Source organism: Asanoa sp. NPDC049475 (assembly GCF_040676915.1).
GTDB lineage: Bacteria > Actinomycetota > Actinomycetes > Mycobacteriales > Micromonosporaceae > Asanoa.
In genome coordinates this window covers 586,568-603,959 of sequence record NZ_JBFAPY010000006.1, presented here as the reverse complement: position 1 = coordinate 603,959, position 17,392 = coordinate 586,568, and the positions used below count along the sequence as shown (strand labels likewise).

General features: G+C 71.5%; 19 protein-coding genes and 1 tRNA gene. 9 read left to right on the top strand and 11 right to left on the bottom strand.

Annotated features, from left to right (window positions below; all coding sequences use genetic code 11):
• Positions 1–92 precede the first annotated feature (92 nt).
• Both AB0J88_RS27105 and AB0J88_RS27100 read left to right on the top strand, forming a co-directional pair.
• On the top strand, positions 93–392 hold the full coding sequence (locus tag AB0J88_RS27105; RefSeq protein ID WP_364361921.1) for a DUF1330 domain-containing protein: 300 nt from the start codon (positions 93–95) through the stop codon (positions 390–392).
• The gene (locus tag AB0J88_RS27100) at positions 389–1,015 is read left to right on the top strand and encodes a methyltransferase domain-containing protein (RefSeq protein ID WP_364361923.1); all 627 of its coding nucleotides are present in this window, start codon (positions 389–391) and stop codon (positions 1,013–1,015) included. The genes AB0J88_RS27105 and AB0J88_RS27100 overlap by 4 nt, the downstream gene beginning before the upstream one ends.
• Here AB0J88_RS27100 and AB0J88_RS27095 read toward each other — a convergent pair.
• On the bottom strand, positions 1,008–1,433 hold the full coding sequence (locus AB0J88_RS27095) for a nucleoside deaminase (RefSeq protein ID WP_364361925.1): 426 nt from the start codon (positions 1,431–1,433) through the stop codon (positions 1,008–1,010). The two genes, AB0J88_RS27100 and AB0J88_RS27095, sit on opposite strands and share 8 nt — an antisense overlap.
• A gap of 121 nt (positions 1,434–1,554) precedes the next feature.
• Between AB0J88_RS27095 and AB0J88_RS27090 the strand changes: the two genes are divergently transcribed.
• Complete coding sequence (locus AB0J88_RS27090) at positions 1,555–1,992, top strand: hypothetical protein (RefSeq protein WP_364361927.1); 438 nt, start codon at positions 1,555–1,557, stop codon at positions 1,990–1,992.
• A gap of 50 nt (positions 1,993–2,042) precedes the next feature.
• Here the strand turns inward: AB0J88_RS27090 and AB0J88_RS27085 are convergent, their stop codons facing one another.
• Both AB0J88_RS27085 and AB0J88_RS27080 read right to left on the bottom strand, forming a co-directional pair.
• Positions 2,043–2,480, bottom strand: coding sequence for an Imm1 family immunity protein (locus AB0J88_RS27085; protein ID WP_364361928.1), 438 nt, complete (start codon positions 2,478–2,480; stop codon positions 2,043–2,045).
• A gap of 141 nt (positions 2,481–2,621) precedes the next feature.
• Positions 2,622–3,161, bottom strand: coding sequence for a helix-turn-helix domain-containing protein (locus AB0J88_RS27080; protein WP_364361930.1), 540 nt, complete (start codon positions 3,159–3,161; stop codon positions 2,622–2,624).
• 72 nt (positions 3,162–3,233) lie between these two features.
• On the opposite strand from AB0J88_RS27080, the gene AB0J88_RS27075 reads away from it, so the two are divergent.
• Positions 3,234–3,722, top strand: a complete 489-nt coding sequence (locus AB0J88_RS27075; protein ID WP_364361932.1) for a nuclear transport factor 2 family protein — start codon at positions 3,234–3,236, stop codon at positions 3,720–3,722.
• A 190-nt stretch (positions 3,723–3,912) separates the two neighbouring features.
• On the opposite strand, the gene AB0J88_RS27070 is transcribed toward AB0J88_RS27075, so the two are convergent.
• Positions 3,913–3,985, bottom strand: a tRNA-Ala gene (locus AB0J88_RS27070).
• Positions 3,986–4,061: 76 nt separating this feature from the next.
• Entirely contained in the window at positions 4,062–4,652 is a 591-nt protein-coding gene (locus tag AB0J88_RS27065; RefSeq protein WP_364361934.1) for a YqgE/AlgH family protein, read from the bottom strand.
• A 177-nt stretch (positions 4,653–4,829) separates the two neighbouring features.
• Here AB0J88_RS27065 and AB0J88_RS27060 point away from each other — a divergent pair, with 177 nt between their 5' ends.
• Positions 4,830–5,633, top strand: coding sequence for an S-methyl-5'-thioadenosine phosphorylase (locus tag AB0J88_RS27060; RefSeq protein ID WP_364361936.1), 804 nt, complete (start codon positions 4,830–4,832; stop codon positions 5,631–5,633).
• 2 nt (positions 5,634–5,635) lie between these two features.
• Here AB0J88_RS27060 and AB0J88_RS27055 read toward each other — a convergent pair whose 3' ends face one another.
• Both AB0J88_RS27055 and AB0J88_RS27050 read right to left on the bottom strand, forming a co-directional pair.
• Positions 5,636–6,526: a hypothetical protein gene (locus tag AB0J88_RS27055; protein ID WP_364361938.1), complete on the bottom strand. Its 891-nt coding sequence runs from the start codon at positions 6,524–6,526 to the stop codon at positions 5,636–5,638.
• A gap of 95 nt (positions 6,527–6,621) precedes the next feature.
• On the bottom strand, positions 6,622–7,041 hold the full coding sequence (locus AB0J88_RS27050) for a hypothetical protein (protein ID WP_364361940.1): 420 nt from the start codon (positions 7,039–7,041) through the stop codon (positions 6,622–6,624).
• A gap of 183 nt (positions 7,042–7,224) precedes the next feature.
• On the opposite strand from AB0J88_RS27050, the gene AB0J88_RS27045 reads away from it, so the two are divergent.
• The 3 genes from AB0J88_RS27045 (at position 7,225) to AB0J88_RS27035 (ending at position 9,373) form a co-directional block, all read left to right on the top strand.
• A complete protein-coding gene (locus tag AB0J88_RS27045; protein WP_364361944.1) occupies positions 7,225–7,758 on the top strand; it encodes an arginase family protein in 534 nt (177 codons plus the stop codon).
• A gap of 167 nt (positions 7,759–7,925) precedes the next feature.
• Positions 7,926–8,954, top strand: coding sequence for an MBL fold metallo-hydrolase (locus AB0J88_RS27040; RefSeq protein ID WP_364361946.1), 1,029 nt, complete (start codon positions 7,926–7,928; stop codon positions 8,952–8,954).
• A 5-nt stretch (positions 8,955–8,959) separates the two neighbouring features.
• Positions 8,960–9,373, top strand: coding sequence for a VOC family protein (locus AB0J88_RS27035; protein ID WP_364361948.1), 414 nt, complete (start codon positions 8,960–8,962; stop codon positions 9,371–9,373).
• On the opposite strand, the gene AB0J88_RS27030 is transcribed toward AB0J88_RS27035, so the two are convergent.
• Positions 9,357–10,037, bottom strand: a complete 681-nt coding sequence (locus AB0J88_RS27030) for a DUF2071 domain-containing protein (RefSeq protein WP_364361950.1) — start codon at positions 10,035–10,037, stop codon at positions 9,357–9,359. The genes AB0J88_RS27035 and AB0J88_RS27030 overlap by 17 nt on opposite strands.
• Positions 10,038–10,289: 252 nt before the next feature.
• Here AB0J88_RS27030 and AB0J88_RS27025 point away from each other — a divergent pair, with 252 nt between their 5' ends.
• Positions 10,290–13,469 carry a BTAD domain-containing putative transcriptional regulator gene (locus tag AB0J88_RS27025; protein WP_364361952.1) on the top strand — a complete coding sequence of 1,060 codons (3,180 nt, stop codon included), beginning with the start codon at positions 10,290–10,292 and terminating at the stop codon, positions 13,467–13,469.
• 3 nt (positions 13,470–13,472) lie between these two features.
• On the opposite strand, the gene rfbB is transcribed toward AB0J88_RS27025, so the two are convergent.
• The 3 genes from rfbB to AB0J88_RS27010 form a co-directional block, all read right to left on the bottom strand.
• On the bottom strand, positions 13,473–14,441 hold the full coding sequence (rfbB, locus tag AB0J88_RS27020) for a dTDP-glucose 4,6-dehydratase (protein ID WP_364361954.1): 969 nt from the start codon (positions 14,439–14,441) through the stop codon (positions 13,473–13,475).
• A gap of 14 nt (positions 14,442–14,455) precedes the next feature.
• Positions 14,456–15,205 (bottom strand): GntR family transcriptional regulator, encoded by a 750-nt coding sequence (locus AB0J88_RS27015; RefSeq protein ID WP_364361956.1) that lies wholly within the window; start codon positions 15,203–15,205, stop codon positions 14,456–14,458.
• Between the two features lie 94 nt (positions 15,206–15,299).
• On the bottom strand, positions 15,300–17,378 hold the full coding sequence (locus tag AB0J88_RS27010) for an MMPL family transporter (RefSeq protein ID WP_364361958.1): 2,079 nt from the start codon (positions 17,376–17,378) through the stop codon (positions 15,300–15,302).
• Positions 17,379–17,392 lie beyond the last annotated feature (14 nt).

Genomic DNA, 17,392 nt, shown 5'->3' with positions numbered 1-17,392 from the left:
CGCTGTGACCGCTGGTGTGCGGTGCGCGTGAAATCGCCATCACCACGCCCGTACCGGCGTGGATAGGTGGCGGCACGCCGCATGATGGGGATATGACCGCCTACTGGATCAACACGTTCGTAGCTATCCACGACGAGGCCAAGCTCGCGCGGTACGTCGAGTTGGCCGGCCCGGCCATCCATGCGGCCGGTGGGGAGTTCCTCGCTCGCGGCAACCCGGTGCACGTGCTGGAGGGATCGTCGGCGCTCCGCACCGCGGTCATCCGGTTCGAGAGCGCCGACGCGGCGGTCGCCGCGTACCACAGCCCGGCGTACCAGGCGGCGCTGGCGGCGCTCGGCGACGGCGCCGAACGCGAGATCCGCATCCTGAACGCGGTGGAAGGGTCGGCATGAGCGGCTCCGCGACGGCCAAGCAGAAGCGGGTGTGGGACAGGAACGCGTCGACGTACGACCGGCAGATCGCCTTGCTCGAGAAGATCTGGTTCGCCGGCGGACGTGAGTGGATCGGCCGGCGCGCGCACGGCCGGGTCCTCGAGGTCGCGATCGGCACCGGCCTGAACCTGTCCTACTACGAGCCCGAAGCCGCCGTCACCGGCATCGAGCTGAGCCCGGAGATGCTGGCCATCGCCCGCAGCCGCGCCGCCGACCTCGGCCGGGCCGCCGACCTGCGCGAGGGCGACGCCGAACACCTGCCCTTCGCCGACGGGTCGTTCGACACCGTCGTGTGCGCCTTCGCGCTGTGCTCGATCCCCGACCCGGCCGCGGCCGTCGCGGAGATGCGCCGCGTGCTCGTGCCCGGCGGCACCCTCCTGCTGGTGGACCACATCGGCAGCACCTGGGCACCCGTCCGCGCCGCGCAGTGGCTGCTGGAGCGGATCACCGTCCCGGTGGCCGGCGAACACTTCACGCGGCGGCAGCTGCCGCTGGTCGAGGCCGCGGGCTTCGAGCTGGCGGAGACCGAACGCCTCAAAGCAGGCTCGGTCGAACGCGTCGAAGCCCGCAAACCGGTCAGCTGAAGAACGCGTCGATCGGCGCGCGGGCCTCGTCGAACAGCGCGGGACCCTCGCGCGGCACCCGCTTGGGGCTGGGGACTCGCGAGAGCTCCTGGAACTGCTCGCTCGACAGGGCGAACACGACGCGGCCCAGCCCGGCGCGGTCGATGGCGTAGGTGCACATCTCGCAGGGTTCGCAGCTGGTGTACATGGTGGTCTCGGCGACCGTCGACGGCTCGAGCTGGCGGGCCGCCCAGCGGGCGAGCTTGAGCTCGGGGTGAGCGGTGATGTCCGCGTCACCCGGCACCGTGTTGTGCGCCTCGGCGAGCACGTCGCCATCAGGCCCCACCAGCAGCGAACCGAACGGCCGCCCACCGGCTGCGGGCGCCCCCGCCGCCAATGCGATGGCACGGCGCAGAAACTGCTCGTCTCGTTGATCCATGGGTCCCAGGGTAGGCACATTAATTGACTCATGCCTGTTGACCGCGACTGATAGCGTGCGGCCCGACATGAGGATGACGGGGGCAATACCAATGAATCGAACCCGGCTTTACCTGAGCGGCGTGGCCGTCGCCGCGCTGATCGCGATGTCGGGCTGCAACCCGGCGGAACCCGCGGACCCGCCCGCCCCGACCGTGGCGCCGACCGACACCGCGAGTGCGCTGCCGCCCAACAACGCGGCCGACGACGAGGTCACCGCGAAAGCCTGCGACGACATCAAGAAGGATATCGAGGACAACGCGGACAAGATCGCCAAGGCCGAGAAAATCGGTCCGCCGGCCGGTCATATCGCCGTCAGTGCACAGTGGATGGCGGGCTCGGCGCAGGTCATCGCGCACTCCATCGGAGCGAACGACTCGGTCAGCGCTGCCGCCGACAAGGTCCAACAGGAAATGGCCGACCTGGGCGAAGCAACCAACAAATCGGCCGACGCCAAGCCCAGCAAGAAGGACCTGGAAGCCGCCGTCAAGGAACTGAACGCGGCCTGCTCGGCAGTTTGACGCCATTCACGAGGGCTCGGACTTCCAGCGCGGATGGCCGGCGTCAACGATCAGCCGGTGCGCCAGGTCAGGCTTAGATCGGGCCGGCCGCTATGGCAGAACTCCTTGAGCGCGGCCAGCGCCAGGGTGCGGTCGACGATGTCGCTTTGCGCGTAGCGGTGCGCTTGACCGTCGTTGACGATCTCCACGGGCGTATCGCTGACGTCCGGAGCCTGAAGGACCGCGCGATCGTCATGATCGAACGCAGCGATGTAGACGTGATACCGCCCGATGCCGCCGCCGACGCTGATGAAGGCGCCGGTCCCGTCGATGAGCGTCATCGCGGTGCGAGACCGCTGATCCAAGGCGTCGAGCGCGCTGACGACATCGTCAAGAGTCGGCGACTGGACGACGACGAGCTGCCGGCCGCCCGCCCCGTCGACGTCGTACTCGAGCTGCGGCGTAACAAGAGACTTGCCACTCGGGTCCGGTTCGTAGTCGTCGCTCACAAGTAATTAGCGCCACCGGCTTTCGAGGCGTCACAACCTGCGGAAACACGCGTCAGCGGTTGTCCCAACTCCTCGACACCTCAGCGTTCGAGCACAGTGGATAGACCATCGGCGGCTATTCCTGTCCCGGTCGGCCGAGGGTCATCGGGTGGCGAAGCCGGCCAGGATGACCTCGACGGCACTGTCGAGCACGGCTGCCGGGACCGGCGTCGCCGCGGTGGTCTGGGCCAGGCCGCGGATCAGCAGGTAGAGCTCCTCGACACCGACGTCCGGCCGGACGCTGCCTGCGGCCTGGGCGCGGTGCAGTGCCGTGTTGACCGCCGACTTGAGCTCGGTCGACGCCGCGACGACGGCCGGCGGGGCATCGTCGCCCAGCATCGAGGCCAGCGTGAGCTTGCTGGCGCCTCTCTCGATCATCTCGTGGATCAGGGTGGCCAGTGCCGCGTACGGGTCGGTTGCCGTGGCCGCGGCCCGGGCGCGGTCGAGCAGGCCGACGAAGTGCCGCACCAGCGCGGCCTCGATCAGCGCCTCCTTCGTCGGGAAGTGCCGGAACACGGTGGCGATGCCGACGCCGGCCAGCCGCGCCACCTCTTCGGTCGAGCCGGTTTCGCCGCGCGTGCCGAAGACCTGTTCGGCGGCGGCGAGGATGCGTTCGCGGTTCTCCCGTGCATCCTGGCGCATGGAAGCACTTTAACCGAAGTGGGGACTCCGCTACGGTAAACGGAGTCCAGACTTCGTTGAAGGGCAGAGACCATGCGCACCCCCGAAGAAACCGTCCGCACCGTGGCCGCCGGGGTCTGTCGCCTCATGCGCGGCGGCCTCACCTCAGCCGAAGAAGCGGCCCAGTTCGACGAACTGGCCGCCTGCTACGCCGAGCACACCGACGTGCGGCACCCGCTGAACCCGTTCGGCGACAACCCCCTGCGCAGCCGAGCCGCGCTGCGCGAACACTTCTCCGGCGGCGCTGCCCCGACCGGCGTCGAGCGTTACGACGTCGTCGACGACCATGTGCACACGACGGCCGACCCCGAAGTCGTGATCTTCGAGTTCCGGTACGCCGGCGTGATCGACAGCCGCACCTTCTCGATACCGTGCATCTTCGTGGTGCGGGTCCGCGACGGCGAGATCGTCGAGTCCCGCGACTACGTCGACCACGTGGCCGGTGCCCGCGCGTTCGGCCGTTTGCCCGCCTTGGCGGCGGCACTGACCACCAGCGAATCACCAGATCACCAGGGCGCGTGACGATCAGCGGCAGAGGATCGGTCAGAGGCCACACCGACATGGTCGGCCGGGACCAACCTCGCGCGTCCCGCGCAGAGCGCCCATCACACCGTGGGGTCCGGGGGTCGCCCCCGGAATAGGAGGATGCGACACAAATGGCCGGTTGGATCCTGTTCGCGCTCTCTGCGAACAAAATCCAACCGGCCATTTGTGGAGCCGAGGGGACTCGAACCCCTGACCCCCACACTGCCAGTGTGGTGCGCTACCAGCTGCGCCACGGCCCCAATTCGCACCCGGTGTCCCGGGCACTCGCGCAATATTACACATGCCCCACCCGTGGGTCATCTCGCAGGGGGTGGGTCAGTTCAGCGCCACGTCAGCCGGGAAGTGGGCTACCGCCGACAGGATGCCTCCCTGCCTCCGGAGGACCATCGGCCACAGGTCGTCCGGTCGGTCGACGAAGGCGTCACCCGGGAGGGCGTCGAAGACGAACCACGAGCCGCTCTGGATCTCTTCCTCGAGTTGGCCCGGCGACCAGCCCGAGTAGCCGGCGAACACCCGTATGCAGGTCAGCTTCTCCCGCATCGCGTCCGGGTCGATCGAGAGGTCCAGCGTGCCGATCGAGCCCGACACCGGGTGGAAGCCGCGCATCCGGGGGCGCTGCGCTCGCATGCGGGCCAGGCAGATCGCCGACTCGGGTTGGACCGGGCCGCCCTCGAACAGCACCGCGGGGTCGCGGGCCAACGTGCCCCACGCGCCCAGCACCTCGGAGACCGGCACCTCGGTCGCTCGGTTCAGCACGACACCGAGCGCGCCGCCCGGCTCGTGGGCGACCAGCAGCACGACCGTACGGTCGAAATTGGGGTCTTTGAGCGCCGGCGCGGCCACCAGGAGTCGACCGGTCATCGACTCCATCGATCGGCCCCCGATCGCCTGGCCTTCGCCTTGCACGCGCCTACCCTCCGAACCCACCGGTGGGCGGCCGCGACCCGTCGCTGCCGCACGTGGACAGGACATCAGGGTCGGCCATCCACGCGCAACACATCCGGCGAGTCGTTGCCATGCATCGCACCCTAGCCTGACCTACGGCCATGGTTAAGGCTGACAGCCTCGGCGAGAGGGATGAAAGTGACAGCACGTGCGGAGCTTGCGGTAATCGGCGGTTCGGGTCTCTACGCCCTTCTCGACGACGCCACGGAACACGAGATGGACACCCCGTACGGGCCTCCGTCCGACCCGATCACCGTGGCCACCGTCGGGGACCGGAAAGTGGCGTTCCTGCCCCGCCACGGTCGCGACCACCGTTTCCCGCCACATCGGATCCCGTACCGCGCGAACCTCTGGGCCTTGCGCGCGCTCGGCGTGCGCCAGATCATCGCTCCGTGCGCGGTCGGCGGCCTGCGCCCGGAGCTCGGCCCCGGCAGCTTCGTGATCCCCGACCAGCTCGTGGACCGCACGACGAGCCGGGTGCAGACCTACTACGACGAAGGCGCCGTCCACGTGAACTTCGCCGACCCCTACTGCCCGGTCGGCCGCGCCACCCTCCAAGGCGCGACCCAGCGAAACCAGATCGCCGCGACCGACGGCGGCGCCATGGTCGTCATCGAAGGGCCGAGGTTCTCCACCCGCGCCGAGTCCCGCTGGTACAGCGAGATCGGCGGCGCTGTCGTCAACATGACCGGCCACCCGGAGGCCGTGCTGGCTCGCGAGCTGGCCCTCTGCTACACGGCCATCGCTCTCGTCACCGACCTCGACGCCGGCGTCGAAGGCGACCACGGTGTCACCCAGGAGGAGGTGTTCCGCGTCTTCGGCGAGAACACCGAGAAGCTGCGCGGCGTACTCATGGACGCCCTGAAGACGATCCCCCTGGACCGCGACTGCCCGTGCGGCCACGCCCTCGACGGCCTGAAGCTGCCGATCGAGCTTCCCTAGATTCAGGAACCGATTGGCAACAACGTCCCGTTGAGCCCGTCGAGCACGGGCCGGTCACCCAACGGCTCGGACAGCGTCGCCGTCACCGGCGAAATGATCAGCTGGTCCGTGCACACCCCGTCGTCCCGGGTGACGCCGCCGGACACGACGACGACGTGCTCGCGCTCGGCCACGATCGGGGTGATGTCGTGGTCGCACGCACCGACACCGAGCGAATAGTGCAGGTCCAGACCGTCAGCGCCGGTGACGTGCTGCACGGCGACCATCCCCGCGGGCGCGGAGCGGTCGGTCGGCGTCGGCGCGGGCGACGGCAACGGCGCGGGATCGGCGACCGCGGCACGCAACACCGCCCGTCCGTCGCCGATCTCGAACCGCCACGCCGGCACGGTGGCGACACCGCGGCTGGTGCGGATCTCCATCGTGCGCAACGACACCCCGGACACGGTCAGCCCGACACAGTCACCGACAGCGGGCGCGGACACGGAGCCGTCAGGACCCGAAGCAGCAGGAGCGGGCGGAGGGGCGGAAGGGCCGCACGGAGGCGGCTCACCCAGATCCATTTTCTGGTACGACGATGCGGCGCTCAGCAAGGGCGCGGTCAACGAGCCGTCGCGGAACACCACCGTCCCGGGAGCCGGCCGGTCGGTGGGCAAAGCGATCGCCGTCGCCCACCACCCGGCAGCCAGAGCCTGCTTCTCCGACCCGATCAGCGACCCGTCGACGGAGGTCGGCTCCTGCAGCGGCACGTACCCCTGTTTCCAGGCGGTGTCGGTCGGGGACCACGCGTCGGCCACCTCGTCGGCCCACTGCTCGATCGCCTCGTGGCCCGAGGACGTGGACCCGCCGCCGTCGCCGGCATCGCCACCGGGCGTGGCGCACGCCGACAGCGCCACGACGACGACAACACAGGCAACGGCGGCACGATGACGACCCATGCGGGTGTGACGGCCCTGCCCGGCCGACGGTTCCGCGAGATCACCCGATCGGGTCAGGTTTCTCCCCCGATGTCGGTCTCGTAGGCGTCGTAGACCAGGTCGGCACCCCGCTGCCGATGCCGGGAGAGCGCGCGCAGCACCTCGCCACCGCACCGGCGAAGCTCGTCCACCCGCGACCCGGCGAGGTCGGCGCGGCGTTGCAACGCCGACATCGACACGGCGATCGCGGCGTGCTCCCGGGTGAGCATCTGGACCCGACGGTGCAGCCGCGGCGCGTGCTCGAGCAGTTCGGCGTAGAGCCCGTCCTCGCCCTCGGTCACCACGATGTGTTCGGCGAACGCACCCCGCAGCGACCGCAGCCGCACGCCCACCCGCTCGCGCCAGCCGGGCTCGGCGCTCGGTGACGCGATCGCATGCTCGAAGAGATGGATCTCGCGGAGCAGTGCCGCCCGGTGCCGTCGTGCGATCTGCAAGGACAACGCGTCGGTAGAGCTCGGTTGTGTGCCGCCCACCGCACACCTCCTGGTCTGAAGCGACCTCTGCACCGATAGTGACGGCGGTCACACCATGCTGTAAAGGGGATCGGCCGAACCCGTCCGTCCCTCTGCGATCTCGCGATCCCACCCGCACCGCCGGACCCGCTAGCGTGGCGGACAATGACCCGGTACGGCGCGATGTACGGACCCGACATCACCTTCCTCGGCGTACCTCCGTGTGACCTGGATGTTCCGGACGCGTGGGCGGACGCGGACGTCGTCATCCTGGGCGCGCCGTTCGACGGCGGCACCTCGCACCGGCCCGGCACCCGCTTCGGCCCGTCGGCCATGCGCCAGGCCTGCTATCTGCCGCACGACGGGTCGCGACCGGCGCTCGCCCTGCGGACCGACGGGCTCAAGGACCTCAAGGTGTACGACGCCGGCGACGTCGAGTGCTTCTCCGGCGACATCGAACGCAGCGTCCGGGTGATCGAGGCGGCGGTCGCGACGATCGCCGGCGCCGGTGCCATCCCGGTCGTACTCGGCGGCGACCACACGATCGCGCTGCCCGACGTCACCGGCGTCGCGCGCGCCAAGGGCTTCGGCCGCGTGTCGGTGGTGCACTTCGACGCGCACGCCGACACCGGCTACAGCGAGTTCGGTTCGCTGCTCGGGCACGGCCAGCCGATGCGCCGGCTGATCGAGCCGAGGTGACCGCGTTCCTCGCCAACCGGGTCGTGCTGGAGGCCTTGTCCGCGATCGCGTTCCGCCGTGGCGGCGGCACCTGGGACCCGAGCCGGCCACTGCTCGACGGTCGGCGTACACCATGAAATTGGTCACCGCCGATTGTCCTGACCGGCCGGTCGCGGTCTGATCGACGCATGGTCGAGGTCACCGGCACCGAGCAGCGCGCCGCCTGGCAGCGTAAGACACTGCCGCCGGTGGAGATCGTCCGGCCTGGCCTCTGGTCGATCCCGGTGCCGATGACCGGCAGTCCGCTGCGCTACGTCCTGGTCTACGCGCTCGCTCTGCCCGACGGCGTGGCCCTGGTCGACGCCGGCTGGCCGACCGACGACGCCTGGACGGCGCTGGTCGAGGGCCTGGCGCGGTGCGGCTACGCGCTCACCGACGTGCGTGCCGTGCTGGTCACCCATTGGCACGCCGACCACCACGGCCTGGCCGGCTCGGTGCGCGAGGCGTCGGGCGCGTGGATCGGCATGCACGCCCTGGACGCCGCGGCGATCAAGGGCCGCCGCGATGCGGGGGCGTTCGTCACCAACATCTCCGCCTGGGTACGCAACCGGGGCGGCACGGACGCCGACGTCGCCGAGACGGTCGGCTCGGTCGAGGACGCGCGCCGGTTCCGCTCGCTGGCCGAGCCCGACCGCCTGATCGAGGACGGCGAGCGGCCGGTGGCCGGCATCCGTGCCGTATGGACGCCCGGACACACGGCCGGCCATCTCTGCTTCTTCGACGAAGAGCGGCGGCTGCTGCTCGCCGGTGACCACGTGCTGCCGCGCATCAGCCCGAACATCACGCTCCATCCAGGACAGACCGCCGACCCGCTGGGCGATTTCCTCGAGTCCCTTACCCGCACGGGTGAACTGGAGGCGGACGAGGTGCTGCCGGCACACGAGTACCGGTTCGCGGGGCTGCGCGACCGCGTCGCCGCGCTGCACGCCCACCACGCGGAGCGGCTGGCGGAGGTGACCCGGCTGGTCGCCGCCTCACCCGGCGCGACGACCTGGGAGCTCGCCGAGCAACTCACCTGGTCGCGCCCGTGGCCCCAGGTCCAGGGCATGATCCGGCGTTCGGCCGTGGGGGAGACCTACGCCCACCTGGCCCACCTGGCCGCCCGCGGCGCGGTGGTGCGGCAGGACGGCGACGTCGACCACTGGCGGCTAGCCTGACCTCCATGAACTGGACCCTGGAAGTCGTCATCGTTCCGGTATCCGATGTGGACCGGGCCAAGGAGTTCTACGCTTCGAAGCTCGGGTTCGCGGTCGACCACGACACGGCCGGCCCGGGTTTCCGGATCGTGCAGCTCACCCCGCCCGGTTCGGGCTGCTCGGTGGTGATCGGCTTCGGCGCGGTCGCCGACATGCCGCCGGGCTCGCTCAAAGGCCTCCAGCTCGTGGTCAACGACCTGGATGCGGCGCGGGCACAGCTCGTCTCGCGCGGGGTCGAGGTCAGCGAGATCGTCGTCTACGGCGCCAACGGTCCGCGGCCGCGTGAGGAGGGCGACGACCTCAACAACGTCGGCTTCATCAACTTCACGGACCCGGACGGCAACGCGTGGGCGGTGCAGCAGATCACGAACCGGCCCTGACCTCGCGCCAGCCGCTGACCCGCACCAGCACGCCGGCCGAGGTGTGGACCAGCGGGTCGGTGGTCGGCGTCGGCAGGTGGGCGGCTTCCAACAGGTTCTGGTCGAGGTCGAGAAGCTCGCCCTGACGCAGCGGCCAGGGGCCGTGCTCGGCGTCGGCGGCGACCATCCGCCCGGACCGCACGCTGTAGAGCCGGTGGCGGGCGGTCAGGAACTCTTCGAGCGGCGTGGGCTGGGGGATGGGCCGGCCGACCCGCACGGTCGCGTCGCACCGCCGATCCGGTCGCCGATGCCGGCGGCAGCGGTAGTGGTGCACCGGCCCGTCGACCCGCACGGACATCGCCGACCACACGTAGGGCAGCGAGTACGTCAGCTGGGCGACCACTACCGGCACCAGCCGCGCGGCGTCGAGGGAGAAGAACCAGATGCCGGCCCGCCCATCAGGCCCGATGACGTACGTGCGGACGTTGGTCTCGGGGAAGCGGGAGAGCCAGGGGAGCGCGGGCACGTACGGAGCCCGAATGCCGGCCATGACGAACGGCACGAGCCCGACCCAGGCGTCGCCGTCGTGCGTGTCGACGGTCAGCCCGTCAGGCAGCAGGGCCTGCACCACGGGCGCGGGATAACGCCAGTGCAGAAAGGTGAGCTCACGCCAGGTCTGAAACATAACCGGGCGATCAACAACGACCGGCGGTGCATCCACAGTTACACGCTACGTCTCACGACCCCGGATGCCGGAGGCGGCCGCCTCCGCCACAGCCGTCGGGGACGAAGCGGCACCGCCCCACCGTCGGTGCCGCTTTGCGGTGAGTCGCGACCCTCGCCGCCCCCGATGGGGACAGCGTGGCGGACCGCGCATACCGGATCGCTTACCGTCTGGGGTTTCGTCCGGTTGTGCAGCTCTATAAGGTCGGTCGGCGTGGAGTTTCGCCTGCTCGGTCCGGTCGAGGTCAGTGTCTGTGGCGGTCGTGTCGGGATCGGGCGGCGGCAGGAGCGGTGGGTGCTGGCCATCCTGCTGCTCGAGGCCGGCCAGGGCGTGCCCGTCGGGCGCCTGGTCGAGCTGATCTGGGAGGGCGAGCCCCCGCGTGGCGCGCGCGGCGTCGTGCAGACCTACATCTCGAGGCTGCGGGCCCTGCTCGGTGACGCGGCCCGGATCGAGCTGACCAACGGCTCCTACCGGATCGACGTCGACCCGAAGACGGTCGACGCGCACCAGTTCGCCGCGCTCGTGGCAGAGGCCCGTGACAGCGACGACCCCCACCACCGCGCCGAGCTGCTTCGGGACGCCCTGGCGCTCTGGCGGGGGCCGGCCCTCGAAGATGTCGGGCCCGGGCGGGAGCGGCTGGCCGCCCGGCTCGAAGAGGGCCGCAGGACCGCGCTCGACCTGCGGATCGCCGCCGATCTCGAGACCGGGCGCCACGGCGAGCTGGTCGGTGAGCTGACCGAGCTGTGCGCGGGGGCGCCGCTGGACGAGCGGCTCGCCGGGCATCTGATGACCGCGCTCTTCCGGGACGGGCGGCGGCCTGACGCGCTGGCCGCGTACGGGCGGATCCGCGACCGGGTCCGCACCGAGCTCGGCCTGGAGCCCGGCGACGAGCTCCGCCGGCTGCACACCCAGATCCTGCGCGACGACCCGGCACTGCGCCCGGCACCGGCCGGGAAGCTGCCCGCTCAGCTCCCGGCCGCCGTGCCCGATTTCGTCGGGCGGACCGCGCTGCTCGGACAGCTCGACGAGCTGCTCACCGCCGGCCGCACGCCGGTGGTCATCTCCGCGATCGACGGTGCCGGTGGGGTCGGCAAGACCGCTCTCGCCGTCCGCTGGGGGCACCACGTCGCCGACCGGTTCCCCGACGGGCAGCTCTTCGTCAACCTCCGGGGGTACGAGTCGGCGCCTCCCGTCCGGCCCGTCGACGCGCTGGCCCGGTTCCTGCGCGCGCTCGGCGTACCCGGTGATCGCATTCCGCCCGACCCCGACGAAGCCGGCGCGCTGTTCCGGAGTGAGATCGCCGGCCGTCGGGTGCTGATGGTGCTCGACAACGCCGCCACCGCCGAGCAGGTGCGGCCGCTGCTGCCGGGCGCGCCGACGTGCGTGGTGGTCGTGACCAGCCGCGCTCAGCTCGGCGGCCTGACCGCCAGCCACGGCGCTCGGCGGCTCACCGTCGACCTGCTCACGGAGCCCGAGGCGTTGCTGCTGCTCCGCACGATCATCGGCGAGCGCCGGGTCGATGCCGAGCCGGCCGCCGCGGCCGACCTCGTACGCGCCTGCGGCCTTCTCCCGCTCGCCGTGCGGATCGCCGCCGCGCAGCTCGACGCCGAGCCGGCGACCACGCTGGGTGACTACCTCCGCCTGCTCGACAAGGGTCCGCTCGACCGGCTGACGATCGAGGGCGACGAGCTGTCCGGTGTGCGAGCGACCTTCCGCGCCTCCTACGAGCGGCTCGGCCCGCTGGAGCGCGACGTGTTCCGGCTGCTCGGCGCCGTGCCCGGCACAGACGTCGACGCCGCCGGGGCCGCCGCGCTCGCGGGGCTGACCCGGGCCGCGGCCGCCGGCGCGCTCGACGGCCTCCGCAAGGCGCACCTGGTCACCACGCCCCGGCCGGGGCGGTTCGGCCTGCACGACCTGCTCCGCACGTACGCCCGCGAGCTGACCGGCGACGACGAAGCCGCGGTGGCCCTGGGCGGCCTGCATGCTCACTATCTGGCCACGGCCGACGCGGCAGCGCGGCGGCTCTATCCGCACATGATCCGGCTGCCGCTCGCGGAGCTTCCGGAGGTGGCCGGCTTCGACTCCAACCCGGCCGCGCTGGCGTGGCTGGACGCCGAGCACCGCAACCTGCTCGCCGCGATCGGCCATGCCGCCTCGGCCGGCCCGAAGGCCGGGGCGTGGCAGCTCACCGACGCCCTGCGCGGCTACTTCTGGCAGGGCAGCCACACCGTCGACTGGCTCGCCGCGGTCAATGCCAGCCTCGGGGCCGCCGAGGCGGAGGGTGACCTGCAGGCCCAGGCCGCGATGCGCACCAGCATCGCGCTGGCCCGGCAGAACCAGGGTGACCTCGCCGGTGCGGCGGCCGAGTTCGAGACGGCCGCCGAGCTCTCCGACCGGGCCGGCTGGTCGCGCGGGCAGGCCGCCGCGGCCGGCAACCTCGGCGTGGTCCTCAAGAACATGGGCGACTTCGCGGGGTCGGCGCGCAGCAGTGAACGGGCGTTGGAGCTGCACCGGGCCAACGAGTACCGGCCCGGCGAGGCCAGCACGCTGATCACGCTCGGCGGGCTCTATCACGATCTGGGCGAGCTCCGCCGGGCGGCGGACTACTGCGTGACGGCGCTGGCCATGCACGAGGAGATCGGGTCCTCGATCGGCCAGATGATCGCGCTGAACAACCTCGGCGCGGTCGAGCACCTGCTGGGCGAAGCGACCGCCGCCGACCGGTTCCGGGCCGCGATGGAGCTCCAGTCCGACGTGGCGAAGGCGTACTCGGAGGCGCACCTGCTCGGTGGACTGGCCGCCGTGCAACGCGACCGCGGCGAGCTGACCGAGGCCCTGGCCAACGCGGAGGCCGCCCTGGTCAAGGCCCGGGAAGCGGCGGACCCGATGGTCGAGGGCGACATCCTGTCGCTGCTCGGCACCGTGCACCACTGGCTCGGCGACCCGCAGCGGGCCGTCGAGGAGCACCGGCGCGGGTTGGCGATGTTGGGCACCGGAAGCGAGTACGTGCGCACGCGGACCACCATCGGCCTCGCCGCGGCACTGCGGGACACCGGCGATCCGGCCTCCGCGACGACCGTCGCCGCCGACGCGCTGGCCCACGCCTGGCGCGCCGGACACCGGGTGCTGGCCGGCAACGCCCACCTGCTGCTCGGCAGCATCCACCTGCGGAACGGCGACATCGACGGCGCTGTCGACAGTGGACAGCGCGCGCTCACCCTGCACCGACAGACGGGCCACCGGCTCGGTGAGGCGCGCTCCCTGCGGCTCCTCGGCGACATCGCCCGCGCGAACGGCCTCGGCACCATCGCCCGGGAGCAATGGCACGCCGCGCTGGCACTGCTGTCGGAGCTCGACAGCGGCGAGATCGCGGACGTTTTGAAGCGCAACTAGCGCTCAGGCCCAGGCGGCCTCGTCGACGGCCTCGCGCGCCAGCAGGGGCTGCCACCAGTCACGGTTTTCCTCGTACCAGGTGATGGTCTCGTCAAGGCCCTGCTCGAAAGCGATCGTCGGTGACCAGCCCAGCTCGCGCCGGATCAGGGTGGAGTCGAGGAGATAGCGGCGGTCGTGGCCCGGCCGGTCCGGCACGGTCTCGATCAGGTCGTGCGGCAGACCCAGGCGGTCGAGGATCGCCGTCGCCAGGTCCGCCACGCTGACCTCGACACCGGATCCGACGTGGTACGTCGCACCCACGCGACCGTCGTGCAGCACGCGGTCGATCGCCGCGCAGTGGTCGTCGACGTGGAGCCACTCGCGGCGGTTGGCGCTGGAGCGGTAGACCGGCAGCGGCAGGCCGCGCAACGCTCGCGTGGCGAACAGCGGGATCACCTTCTCCGGGAACTGGCGCGGCCCGTAGTTGTTGGCGCAGACCGTGACGGTGACCGGCAGCCCGTAGGTCTCGTGGTAAGCGCGCACCGCGTGGTCGGCACCGGCCTTGCTGGCGTTGTACGGGGTGCGCGGCCGGTACGGCGACTCCTCCGTGAACGCGCCGGGGTCGTCGAGCGCCAAGTCCCCGTACACCTCGCAGGTCGAGACGTGGTGGAAGCGCGCGATGCCGGCCCGACGTGCCGCCTCCAACAGGCGTTGGGTGCCGAGCACATTGGTGGTGAAGGACTTCTGCGGATCCTGCACGGCGCGGCTGTTGTGCGACTCGGCGGCGAAGTTGACGACAACGTCGACCCCGTCGAGCGCCGCGTCGGCGATGTCGGCGTGGACGAACGCGACCTCGGCCGGCAGGCTGGCGCGGTTGCCGGCGTAGGTGAGCGCGTCGAGCGCCACGACCGTGTCGCCGGGGTGGTGCCGCAACCAGTAACGCACGAAGTTGCTGCCGATGAAACCGGCGGCGCCGGTGACCAGAAGCTGCACGCGGATCCTCCTCCTCAAGAAACGGGTGTGACGCCGGGCGGCTCGGTGCCGGGGCCGCCGCGGAACTCGACCTCCAGCCGGAACCGGTGCCCGAGGTAGCGGTGCTCGGACAGCGCGAGCGGCGTGCCGTCGGCGCGCACCGCGAGCCGGCGGACCAGCAGCACGGGCGCCCCGGTGGTGGTGTCGAGACCGCGCGCGACCGATTCGGTGGCCGCGGTGGCGGCGATGCTCTGCCGGACGACGTCGATGTCGTGGCCCTGCCGGCGCAGGGTCTCCCACGCGCCGGGCTCTTCGGCGTCGGCTCGGCTGACCGGGCTGGCGAACTCCAGCGGCACCCATTCGGTGACCACGTCGAGCGGGTTGCCACCCGCGAGCCGGACCGCCCGCACCCGCAGCGCCTCGCCGCTGGTGCGCAACAGGGCGGCGACGTCGGGCGGTGCGGGCCGGTACTCGTAGCCGGTCACGGTGCGGGTGAGCGCCAGACCGGCATCGGCTACGGCGGAGCGGGCGTGGCGGAAGCTGCCCAGGGCCAGGGTCTGGCCGAACGAGGTGCCGGACCGCACGTACCACCCGGCGCCGCGACGGGCGGCGATCAGCCCCTCGTCGCGCAGCCGCTCGAGCGCCTTGCGCACGGTGACCCGGCTGACCTCGTAGCGGCGCCCGAGTTCGGCCTCGCTCTCCAGCGCACCGGAGGCCGCGAAGTCACCGAGCGCGATGCGTTCCCTCAGCTCAGCAGCGACGGCCTCGAACCGCGGACCTGTCATAGATTTGTATGCTACAGGACAGACAGCGCCAGCTAGCGGGACAGCCGGGAAACCGGGGTGCCCGCCCCCGTGTGCGGGCACCCCGGTTGACTCCTCAGCGGGTCAAAGCCAGCTCAGGCGCGGCAGCGGGTGCGGTCTCACTGACGCCGAACCGGGCGTGGATGCGGGCCAGCCAGGCCGGCGCCCACCAGTTGTAGCGGCCCAGCAGGGTCATGGTCGCCGGGACCAGGAACATGCGGACGATCGTCGCGTCCAGCAGGACGGCCAGGACCAGGCCCAGTCCGATCGACCGGATGGGGACGAAGCCGCCGGCCACGAAACCGGCGAACACGATCGCCAGCAGCAGGGCCGCCGCCGTCACGATTCGGCCCGTCAGCTGCAGGCCCTCCGCGACCGCGGCCTCCGGCGAGGCGCCGGCCAGCCAGCGTTCGCGCATCCGGGACAGCAGGAACACCTCGTAGTCGACCGACAGGCCGAAGGCGATCGCCGCGACCAGCACCGGCACCGTCAGGTTGGTGCCGTCCAGCTCCGGCAGGCCCAGGTTGCCCTGCTGGAACACCCAGACCACCGCACCGAGGGCGGCTCCGATGCTGAGCAGGTTGGTCAGCACCGCCTTGATCGGCAGGATGACCGAGCCGGTGAACAGGAACAGCAGCACCAGCGTGCCGAGCAGGACCAACGCGATCGCCCACGGAGCCCGTTCGGCGAGCATGGCCCGGTAGTCGACCAGTTGGGCCGTGTCGCCGCCGACCAGGGTCTCGACCGGGGCCGGCAGGTCACGCACGGCCGTCACGACCGCGTTCTGGTGCGTCTCGTCGACCGAGGCCTGGACCAGCGAGTGGTCGCCGATCGGCTCCACTTCGACCTCGCGTACGCCCGGCATGGTCCGCATCCGGTCGCGCAGCGTCGTGACGGCGGGGCTGTCGGGTGCGGCGGCGACGACCGCGGAGACCTCGTCCGGCCCGACCTCGTCGGGGTAGTGGACGGCCAGCTGGTCGTAGAGCGCGCGGGTCTGTGTGCTCGCCGGCAGCAGGCGGGCGTCGCCTGCGGACAGTCGCATGTCCAGCACCGGGACCGCGATGATCAGCATCGGAACCAGCACCAGGACCGCGGTCAGGACGGGCCGTCGCTGCACCCGTCGCGCGAGTCGGGCGAACACGCCGACGCCGGCCGGACGCGGTGCCCGGGGCTTGATCCGCTTGCCGAACAACGCGAGCAGGGCGGGCAGCAGGGTCAGCGCGGCCAGCAGGTCGAGCAGGACCACGGCGGTGCCGGCGATGCCCATCGAGCGCAGGAACGGGTCGGCGAAGACGGTCAGCCCGGCCAGCGCGACCGCGACGGTCAGGCCGGAGAACAGCACGGTGCGCCCGGCGGAAGCGGCGGTACGCAGGATGGCCGCCCGCACCTCGGGGTCCACCGCCCGCTCCTCGCGGAACCGGTAGACGATCAGCAGCGCGTAGTCGACGGCCAGGCCGACGGCGAGCATCGAGACGATCTGGATCGAGTACACGGACACGTCGGTGACCTGGCTGAACGCGAACAGCACACCGAACGTGCCACCGACGCCGACCAGTGCGATCAGCAGTGGCAGACCGGCGGCGAGGAGGCCGCCGAAGACGATCAGCAGGAGCAGCAGCATGACCGGCGTGCTGAAGATCTCGGCGCGGGCCACGTCGCTGGCGGCCTGGTCGGCGAACTCGTCCTCGCTGAGTGAGCCGCCGGAGACGATGAGGTTGCCGCCCGCCAAGGAGGTCCCGGCGCGGATCCGCTCGGCCGCCGAAGCCGCCACGTCGTCCGCGTCCTCGCTGACATCCATCGTGACGGTGAACAGCAGCGCCTGTCCCGTGTCCGGTGCCGGCACCGGCGGGCTCACCTCGGCCACGCCCGGCATCGACCGCACGTCGGCACTGACCCGGTCGATGGCCGCCGTGACCGCCGGGTCGGTCGCGTCGATCCCGCTCACGATGGCGGTGATCTCTTCCGGCGCGGGCGCCAGCGCGTCGCGGCGATCGGCGGCGCGGTCCGACTCACTGCCCGGCACCAGGCCGACGTCGCCGACGAGGCGCTCGAAGACGCCGACGCCGACAGTGAAGCCGGCAGCGACGACGGCCAGCCAGATCACCAGCACGATGACCGGGCGGCGTACGGAGAAACGTGCGAGTGAGGTTGTCATGGACGAAATCCAAC